This is a genomic window from Pseudomonas sp. 10S4 (assembly GCF_034344865.1).
Lineage (GTDB): Bacteria > Pseudomonadota > Gammaproteobacteria > Pseudomonadales > Pseudomonadaceae > Aquipseudomonas.
Genome location: NZ_CP133774.1, coordinates 3,810,911 through 3,834,859, shown reverse-complemented (window position 1 = coordinate 3,834,859; position 23,949 = coordinate 3,810,911). Strand labels below are relative to the sequence as shown.

The window sequence follows — 23,949 nt, the reverse complement described above, 5'->3', positions numbered from 1 at the left end:
TCTCCGTTGAGGCTGGATAACGGCGGGCAGGCACAAGAATAGATGGCAAGAAGCCTGGCATCGCCCACCGTGATGCCGCTGGATGGATCAGGCCGGTCTCCGGGCTCATGAGCGGCATTACGCCTGGCTGCGCGCCTTCCCATGTCGAGTTAAGACACAGTGGCTCAGGCGCAGCTTTCTCTCATTTACCGTTGCGGGGGCAGCGCCGGGATCGTGGTTCTTCATCTATGGAAGAAATCACTCACCGGCTTCCCTGTTTCACTCTGTCGACCGCGGTCACAGAGCACCTGAAACAAGCCGCGAAGGTTAGAGGGTTGGGGGTGGAGCGTCAATTAAAGCCGGGGCGCCATCCGGCGAAAAACTGCCGTCGATCAATTTACTGACGCCAATCTTGCGCCACACTCCCAGCAGTGATATCAAAGAGCCACAACTCACAACACAATAACAAGGGTGAGCCACATGCAAGGCATGATCATCAGCAATCCGAAGCTGGAATTCCTGCGCCCGCTGCTGGAACGCTGGTTTGACTGTATCGACCGTTACAACGCCGTGCGCGGCGATAACGACACACCTTACTGGTTCGACGAAAAAGCCAACCTCGGGCTGCTCTCGGCCGCCGCGTGGATGGCCGAAATGGTCACGTTGCAACAGACGCCGAGCCGCAAACAGACCGAAGAAGGCGAACGCAATGCCCGAGCCGATTTGTTGATTGCCAGCAGCGAAGCTCGCGCTTTTATTCAGGCCACCCAGCGTTGGCCACGGGTCAATAGCCTGAATCTGACGCAAGCCCTGGCCGATATCACCAGCGAGGCGAAGCGAATCAGCCACGCCAGCGACCTGAAACTCGGCTGCCTGTTCGCCGCGCCACAAAAAGCCCAGCACAGCGCCACCCCGGAAGAACTCCAGGACATGGTCGACGACCTGCAAAAGGAACACACCTGCGCCGTGGCCTGGTATTTCCCTTACGCCTATCGCAAGTTGCGCAACGAAGCCGGCAACTATCACCCTGGTATCGCCGTACTGTTCAAAGAGGCCCGTGGTTGACGGGTTGAACCATCGCGTCTTTTCTCTTCTCTATGATTAAGACAATGCATTCATAGGGAAGAAGATCAGCATGCTCAAGCTTCAGTTCGTTCTCGTCATCGCGCTCGCCGGAGGGCTCGCCGCCTGTGGTGAATCCTCCAGCCTGCAAGTCTCGGACGGCACCGGACCGTCGCCCAAGCTGCCAGAACCGAACAAGACCCTGATCCCTACAGTCAACATCGCCCCGGCGATCGGCTGGCCGGCCGGCACCAAACCCACTGCGGCCGCAGGGACGCAGGTCGCGGCATTTGCCGAAAACCTCGATCACCCGCGTTGGCTCTACGTGCTGCCCAACGGCGATGTGCTGGTGGCCGAAACCAACGCACCGCCCAAACCCGATGACAGCAAAGGCATTCGCGGCTGGGTGATGACGAAAGTCATGGGCCGCGCTGGTGCCGGCGTACCGAGTCCGAACCGCATCACGCTGCTGCGGGACAAGGACCACGATGGCGTGGCCGAAACCCGCACGGTATTCCTGGAAAACCTCAACTCGCCATTCGGCATGACCCTGGTCGGCAATGACCTGTACGTCGCCGACACGGATCGCCTGCTGCGCTTCCACTATGAAACCGGCGATACGACGATCAAGTCACAGCCCATTAAGGTCACCGATCTGCCGGGCGGCACGATCAACCATCACTGGACCAAAAACGTCATCGCCAGCAAGGACGGCAGCAAGCTGTACGTGACGGTGGGCTCCAACAGCAACGTCGGCGAAAATGGCCTGGCGGCCGAAGAAGGTCGCGCGGCGATCTGGGAAGTGGATCGTGCCACCGGCAATCACCGGATCTTCGCCTCGGGCCTGCGCAACCCGAACGGCATGGACTGGGAACCGAACAGCGGTGCGCTCTGGACCTCGGTCAACGAGCGGGATGAAATCGGCAGTGATCTGGTGCCGGACTACATCACCTCGGTCAAGGACGGCGCGTTTTATGGCTGGCCGTTCAGTTATTACGGGCAACACATCGATGTGCGCGTCGAGCCGCAGAACCCGGAGCTGGTGGCCAAAGCCATCGCCCCGGATTACGCCGTTGGCCCGCACACCGCCTCGCTGGGGTTCACCTTTGCCGAAGGCAGCAAACTGCCTGCACCGTTTACCAACGGCGCATTCGTCGGCCAGCACGGCTCGTGGAACCGCAAACCGCATAGCGGCTACAAGGTGATTTTCGTGCCGTTCGCGGCAGGCAAGCCGACCGGGCAGCCGGTGGATGTGCTGACCGGATTCCTTGATAAAGATGAAAATGCCATGGGCCGGCCGGTGGGTGTGGTGATTGATCAGCAGGGAGATTTGCTGGTGGCGGATGATGTAGGGAACAAGATTTGGCGGGTTTCGGCGGCTAAATAAGCCTCCAACGCCAACACACATAACAAATGTGGGAGCGGGCTTGCTCGCGAAGGCGTCATGACATTCAACATCTCCGTTGACTGTTACACCGCTTTCGCGAGCAAGCCCGCTCCCACATTTTTAATCGGTGTCAGCGCTTACCTTTTGCGGCAAAGGGTTAAACCATCACCTATCGGCAACATCGACAGATCCACCCGCACGTCATCCTTCAAAGCTCGATTGAGCACCTGTATCGCTCGGGTGTCTGCGCTCTCCGGATTTTCCTCAAGCACCCGCCCGCTCCACAGCGTGTTATCAAACACCGCCAAACCACCGACCCGCAGCAAACGCAGGGCGTGCTCCAGATAACTCGAGTAGTTAGCCTTGTCGGCGTCGATGAAGATCAGATCAAATTGCCCTGGCTGCTCCAACAGAGCCAGGGTTTCCAACGCAGGTGCCAGACGCAGATCGATACGTTCGGCCAAGCCCGCCTCCTGCCAGTAACGCAATGCAGTGGCGTTGTAATCGCCTTGGATATCGCAACAGATCAGCAAGCCGTCGTCCGGCAATGCCGCCGCCATGCACAAAGCGCTGTAACCGGTGAAGGTGCCGACTTCCAGCAAACGCCTGGCGCCGGTGAGTTTGACCAGCAACGCGAGGAACTGCCCTTGCTCTGGCGCGATCTGCCAGCGCGCCATGGGCAGCATCTGGGTTTCGTCACGCAAACGCTTGAGCAGCGGCGTTTCCCTGAGGGAAACGTCGAGCAGGTAGTGGTACAGGGAATCGTCGAGATTGAGCGTGCGAGTGGTCATGACAGCAACCTCTGCAATCTACGGGTTACGCGCCAGGTGCTCAGGCTGCAAGACGCGCTTGGCGCTCAGGTAGGCTTTCTGCCAATAGGCTTTGGACAAGCTGTCGAGCTTCACCGTGCCGCCCGTGGCCGGGGCGTGGACGAAGCGGCCTTCACCGACGTAGATCCCGGCGTGGCTGACCTGGGAGCCGCCATTGGTGGCGAAGAAGATCAGGTCGCCGGTTTGCAGGCCTTCCTTGCCGACATTGGCAGCTTGCATGCTGATCATCTCGCGGGTGGTGCGCGGCAGGGAAATGCCGGCGACGTCACGGTAGACGTAACCGATCAGGCCACTGCAATCGAATCCCGAATCCGGCGTGTTGCCGCCCCAGCGATACGGCGTGCCCACCAGACCGAGGGCGCGAAACAATACGTCTTCTGCTTCCGGGGAGAATGCTTGGGAGGAACCGAAAATAATCGGCGCGCGAACCACCGGCGCTGAGGGCGGTGGACGGCTGGCGCAGGCGCTGAGCAGCGCTGCGAAGAACATGAGTGCGAGGCGGGCCGACATCGTCATAAGCAGAACATCCTGATCTGGCTGCGGCTTTTTCTGCCGGAAAGACAGAAAAGAAAACCGCCTGCGCAGGACGCAGGCGGTTTGCCATCAATAATAGATCAGGATTCTAGCGCCTATGCGGCAAACTTCAAGTAAGACTTTAAGTTCGCCTTACATAAAGTGTGCTTACTTGCGAGCAGTGACCACAGTCGGGGCCATCGCGAGTGCGCGTTTGGCTTCGATGAAGGTCTTGCTCCAGTAGCTGTCGCCCAGGCTATCAACCCGCACGCCACCGCTTTTGCGGCTGCTGGAATGGATGAACTGGTCATCACCCAGGTAGATACCGGCGTGACTGACGCGACCGCGACGACCGTTGGTCGCGAAGAACAGCAAATCACCAGGCTTGAGCTTGTTGCGCGCTACCAACGGGGCATCCACGTTGATCATTTCGCGAGTGGAGCGCGGCAGATTCATGCCGGCCTCTTCACGAAACAGGTAGCCGATGAAGCCGCTGCAGTCGAAACCGGCTTCAGAGGTACCGCCGAAACGGTAACGGGTACCGATCAGGGACATGCCACGTTCGAGGATGCTGTCGGCCAGAACCGGAAGCTGGTACGACTTGCCATCGGCGAAGTCTGCCAGTTCTTTTTCGGTGGCCACTTCTTCCTGATACAGAACGGAAGATTGGGCGGTAGCAGAGTTTCTAACCTGCTGTTGTTGCTCTTGCTGGGACACTGGAGAGTGCGCAGCGCAACCAAACAACAGGGTGACGAGTGCGAGAGGCACGAGGGGTGCGAAGCGATTTAGCATGGGCACGACCGTGGCTGATAGTTGTAAAGAAGGCGAGACTATGCCCGCTATCAACCTCATTTGCAAATTCAATCGATCTTTTTGTGACTTCTCGGTTTCTCGTTTACATCTAAGCGCTTAAGCCCATTTTAAACATTCGCGCAGCCTGCAACCTTGCAGGAAAGCGGATTTTCTGACGCCTGAAATATGCCGAAACCCGCTACAGGCCTTTATTTACTGGGGCTAGCTACCAACCGAGGGTTTCTTTCAGGAAGGGAATTGTCAGCTTGCGCTGAGCTTGAAGGGAGGCCTGATCGAGGCGTTCAAGTAGCTCGAAAAGCGCACTCATGCTGCGAGTACCGCGGGTCAAAATAAAATGCCCGACTTCATCGGTCAGGTGCAAACCGCGACGGGACGCACGCAATTGCAGGGCACGCAATTTGTCTTCATCGGACAGTGGGCGCATCTGGAAGATCAACGCCAGGGTGAGGCGCGATTTGAGATCCGCCAGCTTCACCGGCAGTTCACGCGGCGAGGTCGACGCAGCAATCAGCAGACGTCGGCCACTGTCACGCAGACGGTTGAACAGGTGGAACAACGCCTCTTCCCAATCCGCTCGCCCGGCGACGGCCTGTAGATCATCGAGGCAGACCAGTTCGTATTGTTCGAGGTTGTCGAGAATTTCGATGCCGCGATCCAGCAACTCGGCCAACGGCAAGTACACCGCCGGCTCGCCCATTTGCTCGAAACGCAGGCAGGCAGCCTGCAACAAGTGCGTGCGCCCTACCCCGTCCTTGCCCCAGAGGTAAATCAGGCTTTCGGTCCAGCCGGCGTCGGCTTCGCATAGCCGCTCGACATAGCCGAGTGCAGCGGCATTGGCGCCTGGGTAGTAATTGATAAAGGTAGCGTCATCACGCAGACGCACACCTAGGGGCAGCTGAATCGGTTTCATGCTGACTGAACAGTTCCAAAGGAACCGTTAGTGGCCTCTGTGTAAAGTTTGCGAAGTTTATACCCGTGAGACAGCCCGCACAATGCAGCAGACCACAAGCAAAATCAAAGGTTTGCGTTAACGCACTGGTTTTATGACAGTTTCTTTGGCGGCGCATGTGACAGCCGCGAGGGAGAAGCGGGCCGACCAGGCAAGAATCCAGGCCGCCCGCTACAAGCGATCAGTCGACTTTAAAGCTCAGGCTCGTCGACGCCGCTGTACATATCCGAATCTTTATACAAATCATGCACATGACGCACCAGCACCATGATCACCGCCGCCACCGGCAACGCCAGCAGCACGCCAGTGAAACCGAACAGCTCGCCACCGGCCAGAATCGCGAAAATCACCGCCACCGGGTGCAGGCCGATCCGGTCGCCCACCAGCAACGGCGTCAGCACCATGCCTTCCAGTGCCTGCCCAACCATAAACACCGCAACGATGCCGAGCATCGGATACAAGTCACCGTGAAACTGGAACAGGCCAGCAATCAACGCCGCGCCAATCCCGATGACAAACCCCATGTAAGGCACGATCGCCGCCAGACCGGCGATAAGACCGATCAACAGCCCCAACTCCAACCCGACCAGCATCAGGCCCGCGGCATAGATCACGCCCAGAGCCAGCATCACCAGCAATTGCCCGCGAACAAATGCCCCGAGCACTTCATGGCATTCACCGGCCAGTGACACCACGCGCTCTTCGCGATCACGAGGCAACAGGCTGCGGATCTTGGCCATCATCAGGTCCCAATCGCGCAGCAGGTAGAAGCTCACCACCGGGATCAGCACCAGGTTGGCTAGCCAACCAATCAGCGCCAGACCGGACGCGGTCGCCTGACTCAGTACCACACTGACAATGTCGGTGGTCTGGCCCATGTGCTCGCTGATCGCAGCCTTGACCTTGTCGAACTTCCAGAAATTATCCGACAGTCCGAATTTCGATTGCGCCCACGGCAAGGCAGTGTGCTGCAACCAATCCAGCATCTGCGGCGCCAACTCGTACAAGCGGAACAACTGCTTGGCGAGCAACGGTACCAACACCAGCAGCAGCGTCGTGAAGATCAAGGTGAACAGCGCGAACACCGTCACCACGCCCCAGGTCCGAGACAGGCCAAGCTTCTCCAGCCGATCCACCAGCGGATCGAACAGATAGGCCAGCAGCAGCGCCACCAAAAATGGCGTCAGGATCGGATGCAACAACCAGACAAACACGCAGAGCAGGACCACCCCGCCCAACCAGAACCAACGCCGCGTATCGGCCATCTACAACTCCCTATGCTTCTATATAAAGAAAGAAAACCTTACCAACGGAATCGCAACTGCGGCACCGGCGCCAGGACCGGTGCTACAGCGGGTACCGCGCCATCGGCCGTCGGCGGAACCGGGGCGACTGGCACTGGGGCTTCACCCGCCGGCACCTCCTGCAACTTGGCCAGGGACAACTGCGCCTTCAACTGTTCGGCGCTGCCGTTAACCCGGTAAATAATGTGATCACCGTCAACACTGACCAGGTGCCCACCGAAAGGCTCCAGCAAATGCCCGAGCGCCGCGTAACGCTCCAGCGTCATGCCCTGCACTTCCAGCAACTGCTCGCTTGAAACGCCCGGTTTGACGACAAATCGCGGCGCCATGCGCTCGCTGACCGCCAGCATCACCGCGTCGGCCAAGGCAGGCACGTCGGCGCCCTGCACACTGCCAGCCTCTTTCTGATCGCCCAACCACAGATGCCACTTGGCTTGCCACTGACCACCCTCTTCACGGGCATGCACCGCCAGCAAGGCGTCGGCCCCATAGCGCTCCGACGCGTTATGCAACGGCGCAGGGTCATTGCCTTCCAGGGTTGGCGCCGTCGCGACGAGTTGTTCGCTCAGGTCACCTAACGGCAGGCGCAACGGCAAACCACGGTGTTGCGCGGCACGACGCAACGGTGCCGCACTGGCCTGAGCATCACCGACCAGGCCTGAGCCTTCGGTGGAGTCACTCAGCCACCAGCCAAGGATCGACGGCCGATTGGCGCCCCACAAAGACAATCCGGCACGGCGCAGCGCCTGCTCGGTAGTGGCCGGGTCGAAATCGACCTTCAACACTTCCGGCGGCCCCGCATCAAAGCCGTACTGGCTGATGATTTGTTGCGGGTCCTTGCGGATCGCCGCCAGCCCCGGATTCTGTGGCGCTTTCGGGTCACCGGTCAGGCGCAACACCAACGTATCCAGCGCCGCCTGGGTCGCCTGATCGCGTACCTCCGCGCTCTGACCGCTGACAGGTTGGCGGACCTGATAAAGGTTTTTCACGGTTTCGGCATGACTCGTCAGGCTGACAAGAGACAAACAGCCCACAAATAGATAGCTAGAAAAAAACGCATGGAAGATTCCTGACGACGAGAGCGGCTGGAACTGGCCGCATGAAGACATTGAGCAAGGCTGTGACCATCGCCCCACGCAAAACATTCACCCGGCCTCGATAAGTTTTTAGCGCTGTCATAACGATAGACGGTTAATGGGGATACCTTATACAGCTATGCGAGACGTCACTCACTGGGACAATAATGGTTTTTTCAGCCTATATGGCCCTGCCGTCGGCGCGAGGATGGCCGCTGCCTCTCAAGCCTGATAAAATCGCGCGCCTTCGCAGACCGGCAACAGCCGGGCACCCTGAAATTCGCGCAAGGCACTCGCCTTCGTTTGTTTCGGCGGTCCCACTGGACTCGGTCGTTACCCCTGAATCCCCCTAAAGGCCTGGATCATGAGCAAGCAACCCTCCCTGAGCTACAAGGACGCCGGTGTAGACATCGACGCCGGTGAAGCATTGGTCGAACGCATCAAGAGCGTCGCCAAGCGCACTGCGCGCCCGGAAGTCATGGGCGGCCTGGGCGGTTTTGGCGCCCTCTGCGAAATCCCGGCCGGCTACAAGCAGCCAGTGCTGGTTTCCGGTACTGACGGCGTCGGCACCAAGCTGCGCCTGGCGCTGAACCTGAACAAGCACGACAGCATCGGCATCGACCTGGTCGCCATGTGCGTCAACGACCTGGTGGTGTGCGGCGCCGAGCCGCTGTTCTTCCTCGACTACTACGCTACCGGCAAACTGAACGTCGAAACCGCGACCCAGGTCGTGACCGGCATCGGCGCAGGCTGCGAGCTGTCCGGCTGCTCCCTGGTCGGCGGTGAAACCGCTGAAATGCCTGGCATGTACGAAGGCGAAGACTACGACCTGGCAGGCTTCTGCGTCGGTGTCGTGGAAAAATCCGAAATCATCGACGGTTCCAAAGTCGCTGCCGGCGATGCCCTGCTCGCCCTGCCGTCTTCCGGCCCGCACTCCAACGGCTACTCGCTGATCCGCAAGATCATCGAAGTCTCCGGTGCAGACATCGAAAATATTCAGCTCGACGGCAAACCGCTGACCGACCTGCTGATGGCCCCGACCCGTATCTACGTGAAGCCGCTGCTCAAGCTGATCAAAGAAACCGGCGCCGTCAAAGCCATGGCCCACATCACCGGTGGCGGCCTGCTCGACAACATCCCGCGCGTTCTGCCAAAAGGCGCTCAAGCGGTGGTTGACGTGGCAAGCTGGACTCGCCCGGCCGTATTCGACTGGCTGCAAGAGAAAGGCAACGTCGACGAAAACGAAATGCACCGCGTACTGAACTGCGGCGTCGGCATGGTTATCTGCGTTGCTCAAGAGCACGTTGAAACCGCTCTGAACGTTCTGCGTGAAGCCGGCGAGCAGCCATGGGTCATCGGTCAGATCTCCACCGCTGCCGAAGGCGCGGCTCAGGTTGAACTGAAGAACCTCAAGGCTCATTAATGTCCGCCACCTGTGATGTCGTGGTGCTGCTCTCCGGCACCGGCAGTAACTTGCAGGCCTTGATCGACAGCACGCGGACCGGCGACAGCCCGGTCCGCATTGCTGCGGTGATTTCCAACCGCGCCGACGCCTACGGCCTGCAACGCGCCAGGGACGCGGGTATCGATACCCGCGCCCTGGATCACAAGGCTTTCGATAGCCGCGAGGCCTTCGATGCCGCGCTGATCGAACTGATCGACGCCTTCAATCCCAAACTCGTGGTACTCGCCGGTTTCATGCGCATTCTCAGCGCTGACTTCGTGCGGCACTACCAGGGTCGCCTGTTCAACATCCATCCCTCGCTGCTACCCAAATACAAAGGGTTACACACTCATCAGCGCGCTCTGGAGGCCGGCGACACCGAGCACGGCTGCTCCGTGCACTTCGTCACCGAGGAACTCGATGGCGGACCACTGGTCGTACAGGCAGTAATACCGGTAGAGTTGCACGATACGCCGCAGAGTCTGGCTCAGCGGGTACACGTTCAGGAACACCTGATCTACCCGATGGCTGTGCGCTGGTTTGCCGAAGGTCGTTTATCACTCGGCGAACAAGGTGCTTTACTGGATGAAAAGTTACTCGCGGCCAGCGGCCACTTGATTCGAACCTAGGAGATTTTATGCGTCGCGCCCTGCTCTTCGCTTGCGCTCTGTTCGCCCTGCCTCTGGCACAGGCTGCAGACCTTCAACCGTTCTCCGCCAGCTACACCGCCGACTGGAAACAACTTCCAATGAGCGGCACCGCGGAACGCAGCCTGACCAAGGAAGCGAACGGCGTCTGGAAACTCAGCTTCAAGGCATCGATGATGATCGCCAGCCTGAATGAAGAAAGTACCCTGACGCTGGACAAGGACACTTTGCTGCCCCAGTCCTACCACTTCGAACGTGGCGGCCTGGGCAAAGCCAAGAAAGCCGATCTGGACTTCGACTGGACCACAAAAATGGTCACCGGCACTGATCGTGGTGACCCGGTCAAGGTTCCGCTGAACCGTGGTATGGTCGACAAATCCACCTACCAGCTTGCTCTTCAGCATGACGTGGCAGCCGGCAAGAAAAGCATGAGCTACCAGGTGGTCGATGGCGGTGATGTCGATACCTACGACTTCCGCGTGCTGGGTTCGGAAAAAGTCGACACCAAGGCCGGCCAGATCGATGCGATCAAGGTCGAGCGCGTGCGCGACCCGACGCAAACCAAGCGCACCACTGTCATGTGGTTCGCCAAGGACTGGGATTACCTGCTGGTCCGTCTGCAACAGGTTGAAACCGACGGCAAGGAGTACAACATCATGCTCCTGGACGGTACGGTCAATGGCAAGGCTGTCAAAGGCAGCTGATCCGGCTCGAAATGAAAAGCCCCGCAATTGCGGGGCTTTTTTTGCCTGATGATTTGTCGGGGAGTAATGCAACTGAATGAACAATAGATAACCTGTGGCGAGGGAGCTTGCTCCCGCTGGGCTGCGAAGCGGCCCCAAAGAGCGGGACTGCTGCGCAGTCCAACGGGAGCAAGCTCCCTCGCCACAAAAGCTCGCTCCCACAGAGTTCAGTGTTGCGCTCAACAGACGGGCTAAACCGAAAACCGCGCCACCATGGTGTTCAAGTCCACCGCCAACCGCGACAACTCCTGACTCGCAGCACTGGTCTGGTTCGCCCCGGCCGAGGTCTGCAACGCCAGGTCACGGATATTCATCAGGTTGCGATCCACTTCCCGCGCCACAGCCGCTTGCTCCTCCGAGGCACTGGCGATCACGATGTTGCGCTCGTTGATCAAGGTGAACGCCGAGGCAATCTCCTCCAGCGCAACGCCCGCTGCTTTCGCTACTTCCAGGGTCGAGCGCGCCCGACTATTGCTCTGCTGCATCGAGCTGACGGCTGAGTCGGTACCCTGCTGGATACCGCTGATCATCTGCTCGATTTCCTGGGTCGACTGCTGCGTCCGGTGGGCCAGCGCCCGCACTTCATCCGCCACCACGGCGAAGCCGCGTCCGGCATTGCCGGCACGCGCTGCTTCGATCGCCGCGTTCAAGGCCAGCAGATTGGTCTGCTCGGCGATCGAGCGAATCACGTCCAGCACCTTGCTGATGCCATAAACCTTCTGCGCCAGATCCTCGACCTGGGTCGCATTGGCGGTGACATCGTCCGCCAGAGACTCAATCGACAATACCGTCTGACGCACCTGCTCACGACCATGCTGGGCGATCCGGTCAGACTCACGGGATGCTTCGGAGGTGGCCACCGCGTTGCTCGCCACCTCTTCCACCGCCGCCGTCATCTGGTTGACCGCCGTCGCGGCCTGCTCGATTTCCAGACTTTGCTGATGCAAGCCACGGGTGGCGTCCTCGGTGACGCAACTGAGTTCTTCCGAGGCTGAGGCCAATTGGCTGGAGGAATCGGAAATCTGTCGAATGGTCTCGCGCAGGCTTTGCTGCATGCTCTTGAGCGCATGCAGCAGCCGCGCCGGCTCGTCTTTGCCGGTGATGCTTATGTCGCCGGTCAGATCGCCACCCGCCACCACCTCAGCGACCCGCAACGATTGGGACAAGGGCAAGACGATGCTGCGGGTCAGCAGCAATGCCAGGCCGATGGTCATCAGCGCCGCAATCGCGACCATCACCCCGACCCACACCCGCGAAGTACTGAACACCCGACGCGCCGCCTCGGTCGCCAGGTTGGCGTTGTGTTTGTTCAGCTCGACCAGGGTTTTAAGGGTGACAGAGATTTCATCGGCCAGCGGGCTCATCTCGCCATTGACGATGACCGCCGCGTCGTCGACTTGCCCTTGGGCGGACAGGCTCATCACTTGCCCCTGAAATTGCAGGTACTGTTGCTCAGACATTTTGAAGCGATCAAACAGCGAGCGCTCCTCCGGCAGCACGATCAACGCGTCATAGCGCTGTTGAGCGTCGCCCAGCGTGCCTTTGAGTTCATTGAGTTTGCTGACGTTCTGCGCCAGCGCCTGGGGATCACGGTTAATCAACAGGCGCATGGTCAGGGCGCGCAAGCGAAGCATGTCCTGACTCATCTCCCCCACCGCCATCACGCTGGGCAGCCAGTTGTTATCGACCTGATCGGACTCGGCGCGCATGTTCGACATCTGTTGCAGGGCGAACGCCCCCAACCCGAACACCATCAACGCCAGCAGGCCAAAACCCAGCCCCGCGCGCGGCGCAATATTGAGACTTCGGATACTCATTGCTCTGGTTCCTTCCAATTAGGCACTGCATATCCCTGCAGCGGGTTGCTTTAGACGGTATCGGCCCGCAGAAATTTTGCGTAAGACCAAAACGTGATATCAAAACGCCTTAATACTTCGATCAACGGGCGGTAACGATTCAGCCGAGCCAAGCAAAATCAAAAGATCGTCCGAACGCGGCCCGAGCCTTCGGCAGCTCCTACGCGCCTGTGGGCGAAGGCTGCGATCTTTTTGGGAACGCGCCACAGCACGCATGCTCTATACCTTCAGGGTCCAATTTTGATCGAATGACTTTTCCTACTGCCGATGAGGTTTCCCATGACTGTTACCGTCAATACCGTTTCCAGTGAAGGCTTTCGTCACAGCGTCCAGATCGACGACCACGAACTGTTTGCCGATGTGCCCACCTCCGCCGGCGGCGAAGGCTCGGCGCCGGAGCCTCACGACTACTTCGACGCCGCCCTCGGTGCCTGCAAGGCCCTGACCCTGAAGATGTACGCCAAGAAGAAGGACATCCCGCTGACCGGCGTTACGGTCGAGGTCAAACGCGACAACAGTGAGGAGCAGAAAGGCAAATACGCCCTGCACGTCAAACTGACCCTCAAGGGTGTGCTCACTGACGCCCAGCGCGAGGAGTTGCACCGCGTTGCCGACCGTTGCCCGGTGCACAAACTGATGACCACCACCGAGGTCAGCATCGAGACCCACCTGTCCGAAGGCGCCTTCAGCCAATAGCGGCAAGGGCAGTGCAAGCGGGTTATGCTCCACGCATTACCCGCTCAGCCTGGAATGCAGCATGAACACTCCACTCGTGATCAGCCCCCGCGCCGAAGATGTCGAAGGTCAACCGATTCTTCGTCCGTTGCCGTCAGCCAAATGCCGCAGCGTCGGGCCTTTCGTGTTTTTCGACCACATGCTCGAAACCCGTTATCCGCCGGGTAAAGGCATGAACATCCGACAACACCCGCACATCGGTCTGTCGACCCTCACCTATTTGTTCCAGGGGCAGATCCAGCACAAGGACAGCCTCGGTTCTGATCAGGTGGTGGGCGCCGGCGATGTGAGTTGGATGACGGCGGGCAGCGCGATTGCCCACGTTGAACGCACGCCCGAGGCGCTGAAAAATAGCGGCTTCACGATGCACGGCGTGCAGATCTGGCTCGCCTCGCCCAAGGATCATGAACAAGGTCCGGGGCACTACAGCCATCACCCTGCGTCCACGTTGCCGGTCAGCGATAACCTCGGCGTGAAGATCCGGATGATTGCCGGGACAGGCTTTTGCCTGGAATCGCCGGTGCCGGTGCTTTCTCCTACGCTGTACGCCGAATTGAACCTGCAAACCGCGACGACCTTGCTGATTCCGACCGAGCATGAAGAGCGAGCACTGTATGTGCTGGATGGCGAGGTACAACTCGACGGCGAGCCGGTAGAACCGCATTCGCTGGTGGTGTTGCCGGTCGGGGAAGAGATGACGTTGTTTGCCGAGAGCGACTGCCACGCCGTGTTGTTCGGCGGTGCGCCGCTGGATGGGCCACGGCGGATCAACTGGAACTTTGTCGCGAGCGATCCGGCGCTGATCGATGAAGCGAGGCGACGCTGGGCGGCCGGGGATTGGCCGACGGTGCCGGGGGAAAGTGAGCGGATCGAACTGCCTTAAGGTCTTCAGCATCAGTTAAACCGCTTTCGCGAGCAGGCTCGCTCCCACAGGGGAATGCATTCCAATGTGGGAGCGAGCCTGCTCGCGATGAGGCCAGCACTAACACCAACGATGTCAGGGCAAAAAGCAGCAATCAGCCTTTAAAGACTTCATCCAGCAAGTTATGCATCGACACAAACGCCCGAGTGGCCGTTTTCGCGTCATACATCATCTTGCCCGGCACGTTCGCATGCGGATCGGTAAACGAGTGAACCGCACCGCCGTAGCTCAGCAGCTGCCAATCCACGCCCGCCGCGTTCATTTCATCTTCAAACGCCGGCAATTGCTCTTTTGGCACCAGCGGATCGGACGCACCGTGCAGCACCAACACCGAGCCCTTGATGTTTTTCGCATCGTTCACGTTCGGTGTATCCAGCGAGCCATGGAACGAGACCGCCGCTTTCACCGGCGCACCGGTGCGAGCCAGTTCCAGCGCGCAGCAACCGCCAAAGCAGAAACCGAAAGTCGCCAGCTTCGAGGTATCGACCGCCGCCTCGCCCTGAGTCTGCAATTGCTCGAACGCTGCCGCCATGCGCTTGCGCAGCAATGCGCGGTCATTCTTCAACGGCATCATCGCCGCGCCCGCCTCATCGCCGTTCTGCGGGCGAACCGACTGGCCGTAAAGGTCAGCAAGCAACACCACGTAACCCTTGGCCGCCACCGACTTGGCGATTTCTTCGGCGCCAGCGCTGACGCCCATCCAGTTCGGTGCCATCAACAGACCCGGACGTGGCCCTTTATGGTCGGCATCAAAGGCCAGACGGCTTTCGTAAGATTGGCCATCCAGTTGATAGACCACGGAACGCACAGTGACTTGGCTCATTTCAGACTCCTAAGACTCAAGAATAAAAAAACCCGCCGAAGCGGGTTTTTGTACAACTCAGTTAAACCGACAGTTCAACCAACAGCTTGTTGAGACGGCGCACGTAGGCCGCCGGGTCTTTCAAGCTATCACCAGCCGCCAGGGCCGCCTGATCGAACAGGATGTGCGACAGATCGCCAAAGCGCTCGTCACTCTGCTCAGCGTCAAGCTTCTCGATCAGTGGGTGAGCCGGGTTGAATTCGAAGATCGGCTTCGAATCCGGCACCTTCTGCCCGCTGGCTTCGAGGATCTGACGCATCTGCAAGCCCAGGTCCTGCTCGCCGATGGCCAGGATCGCCGGGGAATCGGTCAGACGGTGGGAAACCCGCACTTCAGCAACCGAGTCGCCCAGTGCAGTTTTCAGACGTTCAACCAAACCTTCTTTGGACTTGGCGACTTCTTCCGCGGCTTTCTTGTCTTCTTCCGAATCCAGGTTGCCGAGGTCCAGGTCTCCGCGTGCCACGTCGACAAAGCTCTTGCCGTCGAAGTCGCTGAGGTAGCTCATCAGCCACTCGTCGATGCGGTCGGTCAGCAGCAGCACTTCGATGCCTTTCTTGCGGAAGACTTCCAGGTGCGGGCTGTTTTTGACTTGTGCGTAGGTTTCGCCGGTCAGGTAGTAGATCTTGTCCTGACCTTCCTTGGCGCGGGCCAGGTATTCAGCCAGACCGACCACTTGCTCGCCTTCATCACCGTTGGTGGATGCAAAGCGCAGCAGGCCTGCGATTTTTTCTTTGTTGGCGAAATCTTCAGCCGGGCCTTCTTTCATGACCTGACCGAAGTTTTTCCAGAAGCCTTTGTATTGCTCGGGCTCGTTCTTCGCCAGTTTTTCCAGCATGTCGAGTACGCGCTTGGTCAGCGCCGACTTCATGGAATCGATGATCGGGTCTTTCTGCAGGATTTCCCGCGACACGTTCAGCGACAGGTCGTTGGAATCGACCACACCTTTAATGAAGCGCAGGTACAGCGGCAGGAACGACTCGGCCTGATCCATCACGAACACACGCTGCACGTACAGCTTCAGGCCTTTCGGCGCTTCACGCTGGTACAGGTCGAACGGAGCGCGGGTCGGCACGTAGAGCAGCGAGGTGTATTCCAGCTTGCCTTCGACCTTGTTATGGGTCCAGTTCAGCGGGTTCTCGAAATCGTGGGCGATGTGTTTGTAGAACTCCTGGTATTCCTCATCCTTCACTTCAGTGCGAGGACGGGTCCACAGGGCGCTGGCGCGGTTGACGGTTTCCCATTCAACGGCTGGCTGCTCTTCGCCTTCAGCGGCTGCCGCTTCTTTCGGCAACTCGATCGGCAGAGCGATGTGGTCGGAGTATTTCTTGATGATGTTGCGCAGACGCCAGCCATCGGCGAATTCGTCTTCAGCAGCCTTCAGGTGCAGGACGATACGGGTGCCACGCTCGGCTTTCTCAACGGTGGCGACTTCGAACTCGCCTTCACCCTTGGACGCCCAGTGCACGCCTTCGCTGGCAGCATCACCGGCACGACGGCTGAACACGTCGACTTTGTCGGCGACGATGAATGCAGAGTAGAAGCCCACACCGAACTGACCGATCAGGTGCGAATCTTTTTTCTGATCGCCGGACAGGTGCTTCATGAAATCGGCCGTACCGGATTTGGCGATGGTCCCCAAGTGGGTGATCGCTTCTTCACGGCTCATGCCGATACCGTTGTCTTCGAGGGTGACGGTTTTGGCGTCTTTGTCGAAGCTCACACGGATTTTCAGTTCGGCGCCACCTTCCAGCAACTCAGGCTTGGACAGGGCTTCGAAACGTAATTTGTCGACAGCGTCAGAGGCGTTCGAGATCAATTCGCGAAGGAAGATTTCCTTGTTGGAATACAGCGAATGGATCATGAGGTGCAGCAGTTGCTTCACCTCGGTCTGGAAGCCCAGGGTTTCCTTTTGAGTTTCCACACTCATGGTCATCAAACTCCAATCAGATGGCAGTGGCCGCGACCTGAAGGGTCGGCGGCGGGTTGTCATCAGAGTTTGGGGCTGAGTTCAGGATTTCAAGGGGTCTTCAATTTTGAAATGCCCCCGGGCCGTGGCAATCGGCTCGGCTTCGGTGGTTTGCCAGGCCGTTATCGCCACGTTGGCCACCCGCCGCCCCTGGCGGCAAACCTGGCAACGCGCCCAGGTATCGCGAAATTGCCCGGCGCGCAGATAGTCGAGGGAGAAGTCGATAATCTTCGGCACACCGGGCGAGCCGGTGAAGATCAACAGGTGCAGTGCCGCCGACAGCTCCATGAACCCGGCGATCACGCCGCCATGGATCGCCGGCAATAAAGGGTTACCAATGTTGTCCTTGTTGGCCGGCAAGCGGAACAGCAACTCATCCCCGACTCGCGAACACTCGACACCAATCAACTTGGCGTACGGGATCAGGTGCAGCAGCGAGGCGTAGTCCCCTTGCGCGTGGGCCTGTTGAAGTTGTTCCTTGAACGAATCGGTCATTTCGCACCTCCGGCGATCGTGCCGCCAAAGCCTTTAGTGCCTTTGATGCCCTTGCCCATGCGCATAAAAGTGCCGACCACGTGGGCGATGGGGTGCTCGGGGTCGTCCTGGTAGGCAAAGCCTCGGGCGAAGATCACGTCAGTGGTCACCCGGTAACACTGGGCGAAACCGTAGACATCCTTATGCGGCTGGGCCGCGTGCATGTAGTCAATGCGCAAATCGAGGGTCGGGCAGACTTCGAATTCCGGCAACACGCACAGGGTGGACATGCCGCACGCGGTGTCCATCAGCGACGTCAGGGCGCCACCATGGATGACACCGGTTTGCGGGTTTCCGACAATTTGCGGGCTGTAGGGCAGGATCACTGTCAGCCCTTCATTGCTTGCGCTGTGCACGCGTAAACCGAGTACCTGACAATGTCGCAGTGCCGATAGAAATCGTGTTGCACGCTCAAAAATGGGGTTGTCGGCCATTAGGTAAATCTCTTCTTAGTATCCAGCCAAAGCCTCAGGTGAATCAGGCAAAAGTTCCGTATCGTTAAAAACATATATATCTGTATGAAATGAGGAACTTATCGTCGGCGGTTGTGCTCGAAAGGCCAGTAGATATTTTCCATAAGGAGAAACACCCCATGCGTAAGACTTTAGCTATTGCCTTGATGTTGACCGCTTCCCTCGGTCTCGCTGCTTGCGATAAAAAATCCGAGGACAAAGCTCAAGATGCTAACCAACATGCTGAGCAAGCCCAGCAAAAAATGAACGAAGCTCAGGATAAAGTGAACGACGCGGCGAAAGAAAACGCCGAAGCCGCCAAAGATCAGGCTGAATCGAATAAAGCGGCAGCCCAGGAGTCGGCTCCGGCCACCCCGGTCGCGCCAACCGAAGCACCTAAAAACTAAAACAGTTTTTAGCGTGATAAAAGAAAACCCGCCAAGTGCGGGTTTTCTTTTGCCTGTTATTTGCTGCGTTAGAGCAAAACGGTTTTAAAAGTCGGACTAATCATCAGCAATAACGAACAGACTAACCCGACGATCCACACCAGACTGCGCTGCCAGGCAAGATCCTTCAAATAGCACAACAAATAGAGAATGCGCGCGACCACAAAGATGATCGCCAGCGAGTCGATCAGCCACCCCGCCGTTTGCGTGGTGTGCGCCATCAACACGCCCACTGCAAACAAGATGAAGGCTTCGATACTGTTCTGGTGAGCCGCCAATGCACGGGCGCCCAAACCGGTTAGTTGCGCCTGTTGCTGGCGTGGCAGGTGATTGTTGTAACCGCCCTGCTCTTTCATGGCTTTGGCCACGGGCATGCGGGCCACGTAAATCAGCAATGCACTGATAAACACACACCAGAACGGAATACTCATCAAGCGGCCTCTTTGTTGGCTTCGGGCAATGGCGCCTCTGTAGGGGTATAGACCATCACGTCGAGAACGTCGGAGTGAAACTCCCGACGATACAACACCAGCACCACGCCGGTGCTCATCAACATGAACAGCCATGGGCTGACGAACCAGGCCAGCATGGTCATGCCGAAGTAGTAAGAGCGCAGGCCGAAGTTGAACTGGTTGGCCGCCATCGAGATCACCCGCGCCGCACGTGCGGCGAAGGCTTTACGCTCCTGCTCGGAAACATGCCGCTCGCCGATCATCGGTGCCGAGCCAACTAGCACGGCCGCGAAGTTGTACTGACGCATGCACCAACTGAAGGTGAAGAACGCGTAGACAAACACCATCGCCAGACACAGCAACTTGATCTCCGACATACCCTGAGAAGCCTGCTGGACCATGGGAATGTCTGCCAGCAACGACACAGCCCTTTCGGAGGCGCCGAGTAGGGTGAGAATACCCGCCAGGATAATCAAGGTGCTGGAGGCGAAGAACGAGGCGTTGCGTTCCAGGTTGCCGATCACGCTGGCATCGGCGATGCGGTTGTCACGCAGCAGCATGCGGCGCATCCAGTCTTCGCGGTACAGATGCAGCACGCTGGCCAGGCACGCGGTATCACGGCCCTTCCACGTCGCATAACGGGTGTAGCCGCCCCAGCAGATGACAAACCAGAGCGCGGCGAGAAGGTGGATCAGGTTGGCGTGGATGAACGACATGCAGGTCCTTGTGATGTGGGTGCGGAAAACCGAAAACCTGTGGGAACGGGCTTTTGTGGCGAGGGGGCTTGCCCCCGCTGGACTGCGCAGCAGTCCCCGAAACGCGCAGGGCCGCTTCGCGCCCCAATGGGGGCAAGCCCCTCGCCACAAAGGTTCGCCCCCAGAAGTGGTTTTGGCAGTGGTTCGACGCTAGCTGACGGAAAAAGACACTGCCTCACGCCCATAAAAAATGCCCCGTATCGATTGATACGGGGCATTTCTGTTTTGGCCTGCTGCCCGCTTGTGGCGGACGGTCAGGTTTAAGCCAGGGCTTCGGCGCGCTTGCCGAGCATGCGATCGCAAACGGCGGCCACTACCAGGGTCATGACCGACGGCACCAGCCAGGCCAGACCTTGTTCGCTCAACGGCAGGTGCGACAGCTGCGTCGGCATCCAGTCCGCCAGACCGGCACCTTTAAGCGCGTCGATCATGCCGAAAATGAACGACACCAGCATCACCGGGCCAACGATGCGGCCCTGTTCACGCCAGAAGTCTTTGCAGAAGCTCAGGGCGACCAGGACGATGCACGGCGGGTAGATCGCGGTCAGCACCGGGATCGAGAACGCGATCAGCTTGGTGAGGCCCAGGTTGGACACAAACAGCGAGAACACCGCCAGGATGATGACCAGTGTCTTGTAGGACAGAGGCAACACCCGGCTGAAGTATTCGGCGCAGGCGCAGGTCAGGCCGACCGCAGTCACCAGGCAGGCCAGCGAGATCAACACCGCCAGGAAACCGCTGCCCAGCGAACCGAAGGTGTGCTGCACGTAGGCGTGCAGGACGGCCGCACCATTCGCGGCACCGGCGGCCACTTCATGGCTGCCCGAACCGAGGCGGAACAGGCTGACGTACACCAGCGCCAGACCGACGCCGGCAATCAAACCGGCAATGATCGCGTAACGGGTGATCAACGCTGGCGACTCGACGCCACGGGAGCGGATCGCGTTAACGATAACGATGCCGAACACCAGAGCACCCAGGGTATCCATGGTCAGGTAACCATTGATAAACCCTTGAGAGAACGGTGCCGCCACATATTCAGGCGTGGCCACGCCGATATCACCGGCCGGCAAGGCGAACGCGGCGATGCCGAGCACGGCCAGGGCGATGATCTTCAGCGGCGCAAGGAAACGTCCTACGGTATCCAGCAGGCGGCCCGGATACAGCGAGATAAAGAACACCAACAGGAAGTACACCGAGCTGTAGAGGAACAGCGCCAGCGGGCTCTCACCGGTCAGCGGCGCCAGGCCTACTTCGAAGGACACGGTGGCGGTGCGCGGCGTCGCAAACAGCGGGCCGACAGCCAGGTAGCACGCCGCGGCCAACAGGCCACCAGCGACTTTACCGATCGGGCTGCTCAACGCATCCATTGCCCCACCGACCTTGGCCAGGGCGACAACGGTGATCACCGGCAGACCGACTGCAGTGATCAGAAAACCCAGCGCCGCCATCCAGACATGAGGCCCGGACTGCAAACCGACGATAGGCGGGAAGATGATGTTGCCAGCCCCGACAAACAGGGCAAACGTCATAAAACCAAGTGCCAGGATGTCCTGGCCTTTCAACACTTTCATTAAGGAAATACCACACTACTGAATCGGAATTTAGAGAGGGATTTCCCTATGGGTGAGGGAAATGCTGTCGGTCTGTATAGGACCAACCCGTTTAGCGCGTAGCGACCTTGTGGGCAGCGGACGCAAAAATGGCTGCTAGCCTAACGAATTTGCACGACAAACGCACTGTTAGGGGGCGAAGTATCCGATACGCGACATTTCGATGTCGCGTTTACATATCTAATTTACCTTCACAGGATCCTGTGGCGAGGGGATTGCCCCCGTTCGGCTGCGAAGTAGTCGCAAATCAAACAAATGTGATCTACCTGACGTAACGCAATCGCCTGTTTTGGGGTCGCTTCGCAACCCAAACGGGGGCAAGCCCCCTCGCCACAAAAACCCTGCGAATGGCTCAAATCCCGGAAACAACAAAGGCCACCCGAAGGTGGCCTTTGTTTGGTGAAGCGTCAGCTAAGCGCGAGGCTTACTTGACAGCCCAACCGGTCAGCTCGGACAAAGCCTTGCCGATGTCTGCCAGCGAACGCACGGTTTTAACGCCTGCGTCTTCCAGGGCAGCAAACTTCTCGTCTGCTGTGCCCTTGCCGCCAGAGATGATTGCGCCAGCATGGCCCATGCGCTTGCCAGCAGGGGCAGTCACACCAGCGATGTAGGAAACAACCGGCTTGGTCACGTGTGCCTTGATGTAGGCAGCCGCTTCTTCTTCAGCCGAACCGCCGATCTCACCGATCATTACGATCGCTTCGGTCTTCGGGTCTTCCTGGAACAGCTTCAGGATGTCGATGAAGTTCGAACCCGGGATCGGGTCACCGCCGATGCCGACGCAAGTCGACTGACCGAAACCGGCGTCAGTAGTCTGCTTAACAGCTTCGTAGGTCAGGGTGCCGGAACGGGAAACGATACCGACCTTGCCTGGCAAGTGAATGTGACCTGGCATGATGCCGATCTTGCATTCGCCTGGAGTGATCACGCCTGGGCAGTTAGGACCGATCAGGACTACGCCCAGTTCGTCGCACTTGACCTTGGCATCCAGCATGTCCAGGGTAGGAATGCCTTCAGTGATGCAAACGATCAGCTTGATGCCGCCGAATGCTGCTTCCAGGATGGAGTCTTTGCAGAAAGGAGCTGGAACGTAGATCACGCTGGCGGTGGCGCCAGTGGCAGCTACAGCGTCTTTCACGGTGTTGAACACTGGCAGACCCAGGTGCTCGGTGCCGCCCTTACCAGGAGTAACGCCACCAACCATCTTGGTGCCGTATTCGATGGCTTGCTGGGTGTGGAAACTACCTTGCGAACCGGTAATACCCTGGCAGATAACTTTGGTGTCTTTATTGATCAGGACGCTCATTATTTGCCCTCCGCAGCTTTGACAACTTGTTGAGCAGCGTCGGTCAGGCTGGTAGCAGCGATGATGTTCAAACCGCTTTCTGCCAGTACTTTAGCGCCCAGTTCAGCGTTGTTACCTTCAAGGCGAACAACAACCGGGATTTTCACGCCGACTTCTTTCACTGCACCGATGATGCCTTCGGCAATCATGTCGCAACGAACGATGCCGCCGAAGATGTTGACCAATACTGCAGCGACGTTAGTGTCGGACAGGATGATCTTGAACGCTTCGGTAACGCGTTCTTTGGTAGCACCGCCGCCCACGTCGAGGAAGTTGGCTGGTTTGCCGCCATGCAGGTTGACGATGTCCATGGTACCCATGGCCAGGCCAGCACCGTTGACCATGCAACCGATGTTGCCTTCCAGTGCTACGTAGTTCAGTTCGAACTTGGCAGCGTGCGCTTCGCGCGGATCGTCTTGCGACGGATCGTGGAAAGTTTTCAGCTTAGGCTGACGGTACATGGCGTTGGCGTCGATGTTGATCTTGGCGTCGAGGCAATGCAGATCGCCGTCAGCCTTGATCACCAGCGGGTTCACTTCCAGCAGAGCCAGGTCGTGATCCTTGAACAGCTTGGCCAGACCTACGAAGATCTTGGCGAACTGAGCAACTTGCTTGCCTTCCAGACCCAGCTGGAATGCCAGCTCGCGACCCTGGAATGGCTGAGCGCCAACCAGTGGATCGATAGTGGCCTTGAGGATTTTCTCAGGGGTGTCGTGAGCGATTTTCTCGATGTCCACGCCACCTTCGGTGGAAGCCATGAACACGATGCGACGGCTCGAACGGTCAACGACAGCGCCCAGGTACAGCTCTTTAGCGATATCAGTGCACGATTCAACCAGGATCTTGGTGACTGGCTGACCATTGGCATCAGTCTGGTAAGTCACCAGACGCTTGCCCAACCACTGTTGAGCGAATGCTTTGGCGTCTTCTTTGCTGCGAACCAGCTTAACGCCGCCCGCTTTACCGCGACCACCTGCGTGAACCTGGGCTTTGACAACCCATTCGGTCCCGCCGATTTTGTCGCACGCTTCTGCTGCTGCTTCCGGGGTGTCTACGGCGAAACCCTGGGATACTGGCAGGCCGTATTCAGCGAACAGCTGCTTACCCTGATACTCGTGAAGATTCATGCTTATTACCGTCTTCGTTAGGTACTGCGCATTCGGTGCTGCACTCGATCAAGTGCCGCACCACCTGTGACTGCTGCTTGCGTAGGTGTTCCGGATAACCGGTGAGACTACGCAAGGCTGCGTCCGGCGGACATTCC

At 58.6% G+C, this 23,949-nt stretch carries 24 protein-coding genes and 1 riboswitch; of the genes, 8 read left to right on the top strand and 16 right to left on the bottom strand.

Features of this window, described 5'->3' with window-relative positions; genetic code table 11:
• Window positions 1-72: 72 nt before the first annotated feature.
• A riboswitch (cobalamin riboswitch) is annotated at window positions 73-306 on the bottom strand.
• A 153-nt stretch (window positions 307-459) separates the two neighbouring features.
• Together RHM58_RS17895 and RHM58_RS17890 are read left to right on the top strand one after the other, a co-directional pair.
• Complete coding sequence (locus RHM58_RS17895; protein WP_201201902.1) at window positions 460-1,044, top strand: hypothetical protein; 585 nt, start codon at window positions 460-462, stop codon at window positions 1,042-1,044.
• Between the two features lie 70 nt (window positions 1,045-1,114).
• On the top strand, window positions 1,115-2,428 hold the full coding sequence (locus RHM58_RS17890; protein ID WP_322267810.1) for a PQQ-dependent sugar dehydrogenase: 1,314 nt from the start codon (window positions 1,115-1,117) through the stop codon (window positions 2,426-2,428).
• Between the two features lie 137 nt (window positions 2,429-2,565).
• Here the strand turns inward: RHM58_RS17890 and RHM58_RS17885 are convergent, their stop codons facing one another.
• From RHM58_RS17885 to RHM58_RS17860, 6 genes are all read right to left on the bottom strand, one after another.
• Window positions 2,566-3,219, bottom strand: coding sequence for a class I SAM-dependent methyltransferase (locus tag RHM58_RS17885; protein WP_322267809.1), 654 nt, complete (start codon window positions 3,217-3,219; stop codon window positions 2,566-2,568).
• Between the two features lie 18 nt (window positions 3,220-3,237).
• Window positions 3,238-3,774 (bottom strand): C40 family peptidase, encoded by a 537-nt coding sequence (locus tag RHM58_RS17880; protein ID WP_201194887.1) that lies wholly within the window; start codon window positions 3,772-3,774, stop codon window positions 3,238-3,240.
• 165 nt (window positions 3,775-3,939) lie between these two features.
• Complete coding sequence (locus tag RHM58_RS17875; RefSeq protein WP_201201899.1) at window positions 3,940-4,563, bottom strand: C40 family peptidase; 624 nt, start codon at window positions 4,561-4,563, stop codon at window positions 3,940-3,942.
• A gap of 226 nt (window positions 4,564-4,789) precedes the next feature.
• Complete coding sequence (gene hda / locus RHM58_RS17870) at window positions 4,790-5,494, bottom strand: DnaA regulatory inactivator Hda (protein ID WP_054049492.1); 705 nt, start codon at window positions 5,492-5,494, stop codon at window positions 4,790-4,792.
• A gap of 230 nt (window positions 5,495-5,724) precedes the next feature.
• Entirely contained in the window at window positions 5,725-6,798 is a 1,074-nt protein-coding gene (locus tag RHM58_RS17865) for an AI-2E family transporter (RefSeq protein ID WP_201201898.1), read from the bottom strand.
• 38 nt (window positions 6,799-6,836) lie between these two features.
• Window positions 6,837-7,946 (bottom strand): DUF2066 domain-containing protein, encoded by a 1,110-nt coding sequence (locus RHM58_RS17860; protein WP_416195262.1) that lies wholly within the window; start codon window positions 7,944-7,946, stop codon window positions 6,837-6,839.
• A gap of 331 nt (window positions 7,947-8,277) precedes the next feature.
• Here RHM58_RS17860 and purM point away from each other — a divergent pair, with 331 nt between their 5' ends.
• Genes purM through RHM58_RS17845 form a run of 3 tightly spaced genes read left to right on the top strand, consistent with a single transcriptional unit; the run spans window position 8,278 to window position 10,708 of the window.
• Window positions 8,278-9,336, top strand: coding sequence for a phosphoribosylformylglycinamidine cyclo-ligase (gene purM / locus RHM58_RS17855; protein WP_008148639.1), 1,059 nt, complete (start codon window positions 8,278-8,280; stop codon window positions 9,334-9,336).
• The gene (gene purN / locus RHM58_RS17850; RefSeq protein WP_322267807.1) at window positions 9,336-9,986 is read left to right on the top strand and encodes a phosphoribosylglycinamide formyltransferase; all 651 of its coding nucleotides are present in this window, start codon (window positions 9,336-9,338) and stop codon (window positions 9,984-9,986) included. Before purM ends, purN begins: the two co-directional genes overlap by 1 nt.
• Before the next feature lie 8 nt (window positions 9,987-9,994).
• Window positions 9,995-10,708 (top strand): DUF3108 domain-containing protein, encoded by a 714-nt coding sequence (locus RHM58_RS17845; protein WP_201201896.1) that lies wholly within the window; start codon window positions 9,995-9,997, stop codon window positions 10,706-10,708.
• A 230-nt stretch (window positions 10,709-10,938) separates the two neighbouring features.
• Here RHM58_RS17845 and RHM58_RS17840 read toward each other — a convergent pair whose 3' ends face one another.
• On the bottom strand, window positions 10,939-12,564 hold the full coding sequence (locus tag RHM58_RS17840) for a methyl-accepting chemotaxis protein (protein WP_322267806.1): 1,626 nt from the start codon (window positions 12,562-12,564) through the stop codon (window positions 10,939-10,941).
• Between the two features lie 318 nt (window positions 12,565-12,882).
• Between RHM58_RS17840 and RHM58_RS17835 the strand changes: the two genes are divergently transcribed.
• On the top strand, window positions 12,883-13,299 hold the full coding sequence (locus tag RHM58_RS17835; protein ID WP_201201893.1) for an OsmC family protein: 417 nt from the start codon (window positions 12,883-12,885) through the stop codon (window positions 13,297-13,299).
• A gap of 61 nt (window positions 13,300-13,360) precedes the next feature.
• Window positions 13,361-14,221 (top strand): pirin family protein, encoded by an 861-nt coding sequence (locus RHM58_RS17830; protein ID WP_322267805.1) that lies wholly within the window; start codon window positions 13,361-13,363, stop codon window positions 14,219-14,221.
• 133 nt (window positions 14,222-14,354) lie between these two features.
• On the opposite strand, the gene RHM58_RS17825 is transcribed toward RHM58_RS17830, so the two are convergent.
• From RHM58_RS17825 to RHM58_RS17810, 4 genes are all read right to left on the bottom strand, one after another.
• Window positions 14,355-15,083 carry a dienelactone hydrolase family protein gene (locus tag RHM58_RS17825; protein ID WP_322267804.1) on the bottom strand — a complete coding sequence of 243 codons (729 nt, stop codon included), beginning with the start codon at window positions 15,081-15,083 and terminating at the stop codon, window positions 14,355-14,357.
• Between the two features lie 61 nt (window positions 15,084-15,144).
• Window positions 15,145-17,049 carry a molecular chaperone HtpG gene (gene htpG / locus RHM58_RS17820; RefSeq protein WP_322267803.1) on the bottom strand — a complete coding sequence of 635 codons (1,905 nt, stop codon included), beginning with the start codon at window positions 17,047-17,049 and terminating at the stop codon, window positions 15,145-15,147.
• A gap of 81 nt (window positions 17,050-17,130) precedes the next feature.
• Entirely contained in the window at window positions 17,131-17,583 is a 453-nt protein-coding gene (locus tag RHM58_RS17815) for a PaaI family thioesterase (protein ID WP_201201889.1), read from the bottom strand.
• Window positions 17,580-18,056, bottom strand: coding sequence for a PaaI family thioesterase (locus RHM58_RS17810; RefSeq protein WP_201201888.1), 477 nt, complete (start codon window positions 18,054-18,056; stop codon window positions 17,580-17,582). The genes RHM58_RS17815 and RHM58_RS17810 overlap by 4 nt, the downstream gene beginning before the upstream one ends.
• A 158-nt stretch (window positions 18,057-18,214) precedes the next feature.
• Here RHM58_RS17810 and RHM58_RS17805 point away from each other — a divergent pair, with 158 nt between their 5' ends.
• Window positions 18,215-18,481, top strand: a complete 267-nt coding sequence (locus RHM58_RS17805) for a hypothetical protein (protein WP_201256259.1) — start codon at window positions 18,215-18,217, stop codon at window positions 18,479-18,481.
• Between the two features lie 68 nt (window positions 18,482-18,549).
• Here the strand turns inward: RHM58_RS17805 and RHM58_RS17800 are convergent, their stop codons facing one another.
• The 5 genes from RHM58_RS17800 to sucC all read right to left on the bottom strand — a co-directional run bounded on the left by RHM58_RS17800 (window position 18,550) and on the right by sucC (window position 23,812).
• Window positions 18,550-18,951, bottom strand: coding sequence for an MAPEG family protein (locus RHM58_RS17800; protein WP_201256258.1), 402 nt, complete (start codon window positions 18,949-18,951; stop codon window positions 18,550-18,552).
• Window positions 18,951-19,688 carry a DUF599 domain-containing protein gene (locus tag RHM58_RS17795; protein ID WP_201201886.1) on the bottom strand — a complete coding sequence of 246 codons (738 nt, stop codon included), beginning with the start codon at window positions 19,686-19,688 and terminating at the stop codon, window positions 18,951-18,953. The genes RHM58_RS17800 and RHM58_RS17795 overlap by 1 nt, the downstream gene beginning before the upstream one ends.
• 299 nt (window positions 19,689-19,987) lie before the next feature.
• Window positions 19,988-21,301: a branched-chain amino acid transport system II carrier protein gene (gene brnQ, locus RHM58_RS17790; RefSeq protein WP_201201884.1), complete on the bottom strand. Its 1,314-nt coding sequence runs from the start codon at window positions 21,299-21,301 to the stop codon at window positions 19,988-19,990.
• A gap of 463 nt (window positions 21,302-21,764) precedes the next feature.
• Window positions 21,765-22,646, bottom strand: a complete 882-nt coding sequence (gene sucD / locus RHM58_RS17785; RefSeq protein WP_003210566.1) for a succinate--CoA ligase subunit alpha — start codon at window positions 22,644-22,646, stop codon at window positions 21,765-21,767.
• On the bottom strand, window positions 22,646-23,812 hold the full coding sequence (gene sucC, locus RHM58_RS17780) for an ADP-forming succinate--CoA ligase subunit beta (RefSeq protein ID WP_008148602.1): 1,167 nt from the start codon (window positions 23,810-23,812) through the stop codon (window positions 22,646-22,648). Before sucC ends, sucD begins: the two co-directional genes overlap by 1 nt.
• Window positions 23,813-23,949 lie beyond the last annotated feature (137 nt).

Coding starts and splice junctions, on each gene's coding strand:
- RHM58_RS17895 (WP_201201902.1), top strand. CDS start 460: ATGCAAGGCATGATCATCAGCAATCCGAAGCTGGAATTCCTGCGCCCG.
- RHM58_RS17890 (WP_322267810.1), top strand. CDS start 1,115: ATGCTCAAGCTTCAGTTCGTTCTCGTCATCGCGCTCGCCGGAGGGCTC.
- RHM58_RS17885 (WP_322267809.1), bottom strand. CDS start 3,219: ATGACCACTCGCACGCTCAATCTCGACGATTCCCTGTACCACTACCTG.
- RHM58_RS17880 (WP_201194887.1), bottom strand. CDS start 3,774: ATGACGATGTCGGCCCGCCTCGCACTCATGTTCTTCGCAGCGCTGCTC.
- RHM58_RS17875 (WP_201201899.1), bottom strand. CDS start 4,563: ATGCTAAATCGCTTCGCACCCCTCGTGCCTCTCGCACTCGTCACCCTG.
- hda (WP_054049492.1), bottom strand. CDS start 5,494: ATGAAACCGATTCAGCTGCCCCTAGGTGTGCGTCTGCGTGATGACGCT.
- RHM58_RS17865 (WP_201201898.1), bottom strand. CDS start 6,798: ATGGCCGATACGCGGCGTTGGTTCTGGTTGGGCGGGGTGGTCCTGCTC.
- RHM58_RS17860 (WP_416195262.1), bottom strand. CDS start 7,946: ATGTCTTCATGCGGCCAGTTCCAGCCGCTCTCGTCGTCAGGAATCTTC.
- purM (WP_008148639.1), top strand. CDS start 8,278: ATGAGCAAGCAACCCTCCCTGAGCTACAAGGACGCCGGTGTAGACATC.
- purN (WP_322267807.1), top strand. CDS start 9,336: ATGTCCGCCACCTGTGATGTCGTGGTGCTGCTCTCCGGCACCGGCAGT.
- RHM58_RS17845 (WP_201201896.1), top strand. CDS start 9,995: ATGCGTCGCGCCCTGCTCTTCGCTTGCGCTCTGTTCGCCCTGCCTCTG.
- RHM58_RS17840 (WP_322267806.1), bottom strand. CDS start 12,564: ATGAGTATCCGAAGTCTCAATATTGCGCCGCGCGCGGGGCTGGGTTTT.
- RHM58_RS17835 (WP_201201893.1), top strand. CDS start 12,883: ATGACTGTTACCGTCAATACCGTTTCCAGTGAAGGCTTTCGTCACAGC.
- RHM58_RS17830 (WP_322267805.1), top strand. CDS start 13,361: ATGAACACTCCACTCGTGATCAGCCCCCGCGCCGAAGATGTCGAAGGT.
- RHM58_RS17825 (WP_322267804.1), bottom strand. CDS start 15,083: ATGAGCCAAGTCACTGTGCGTTCCGTGGTCTATCAACTGGATGGCCAA.
- htpG (WP_322267803.1), bottom strand. CDS start 17,049: ATGAGTGTGGAAACTCAAAAGGAAACCCTGGGCTTCCAGACCGAGGTG.
- RHM58_RS17815 (WP_201201889.1), bottom strand. CDS start 17,583: ATGACCGATTCGTTCAAGGAACAACTTCAACAGGCCCACGCGCAAGGG.
- RHM58_RS17810 (WP_201201888.1), bottom strand. CDS start 18,056: ATGGCCGACAACCCCATTTTTGAGCGTGCAACACGATTTCTATCGGCA.
- RHM58_RS17805 (WP_201256259.1), top strand. CDS start 18,215: ATGCGTAAGACTTTAGCTATTGCCTTGATGTTGACCGCTTCCCTCGGT.
- RHM58_RS17800 (WP_201256258.1), bottom strand. CDS start 18,951: ATGAGTATTCCGTTCTGGTGTGTGTTTATCAGTGCATTGCTGATTTAC.
- RHM58_RS17795 (WP_201201886.1), bottom strand. CDS start 19,688: ATGTCGTTCATCCACGCCAACCTGATCCACCTTCTCGCCGCGCTCTGG.
- brnQ (WP_201201884.1), bottom strand. CDS start 21,301: ATGAAAGTGTTGAAAGGCCAGGACATCCTGGCACTTGGTTTTATGACG.
- sucD (WP_003210566.1), bottom strand. CDS start 22,646: ATGAGCGTCCTGATCAATAAAGACACCAAAGTTATCTGCCAGGGTATT.
- sucC (WP_008148602.1), bottom strand. CDS start 23,812: ATGAATCTTCACGAGTATCAGGGTAAGCAGCTGTTCGCTGAATACGGC.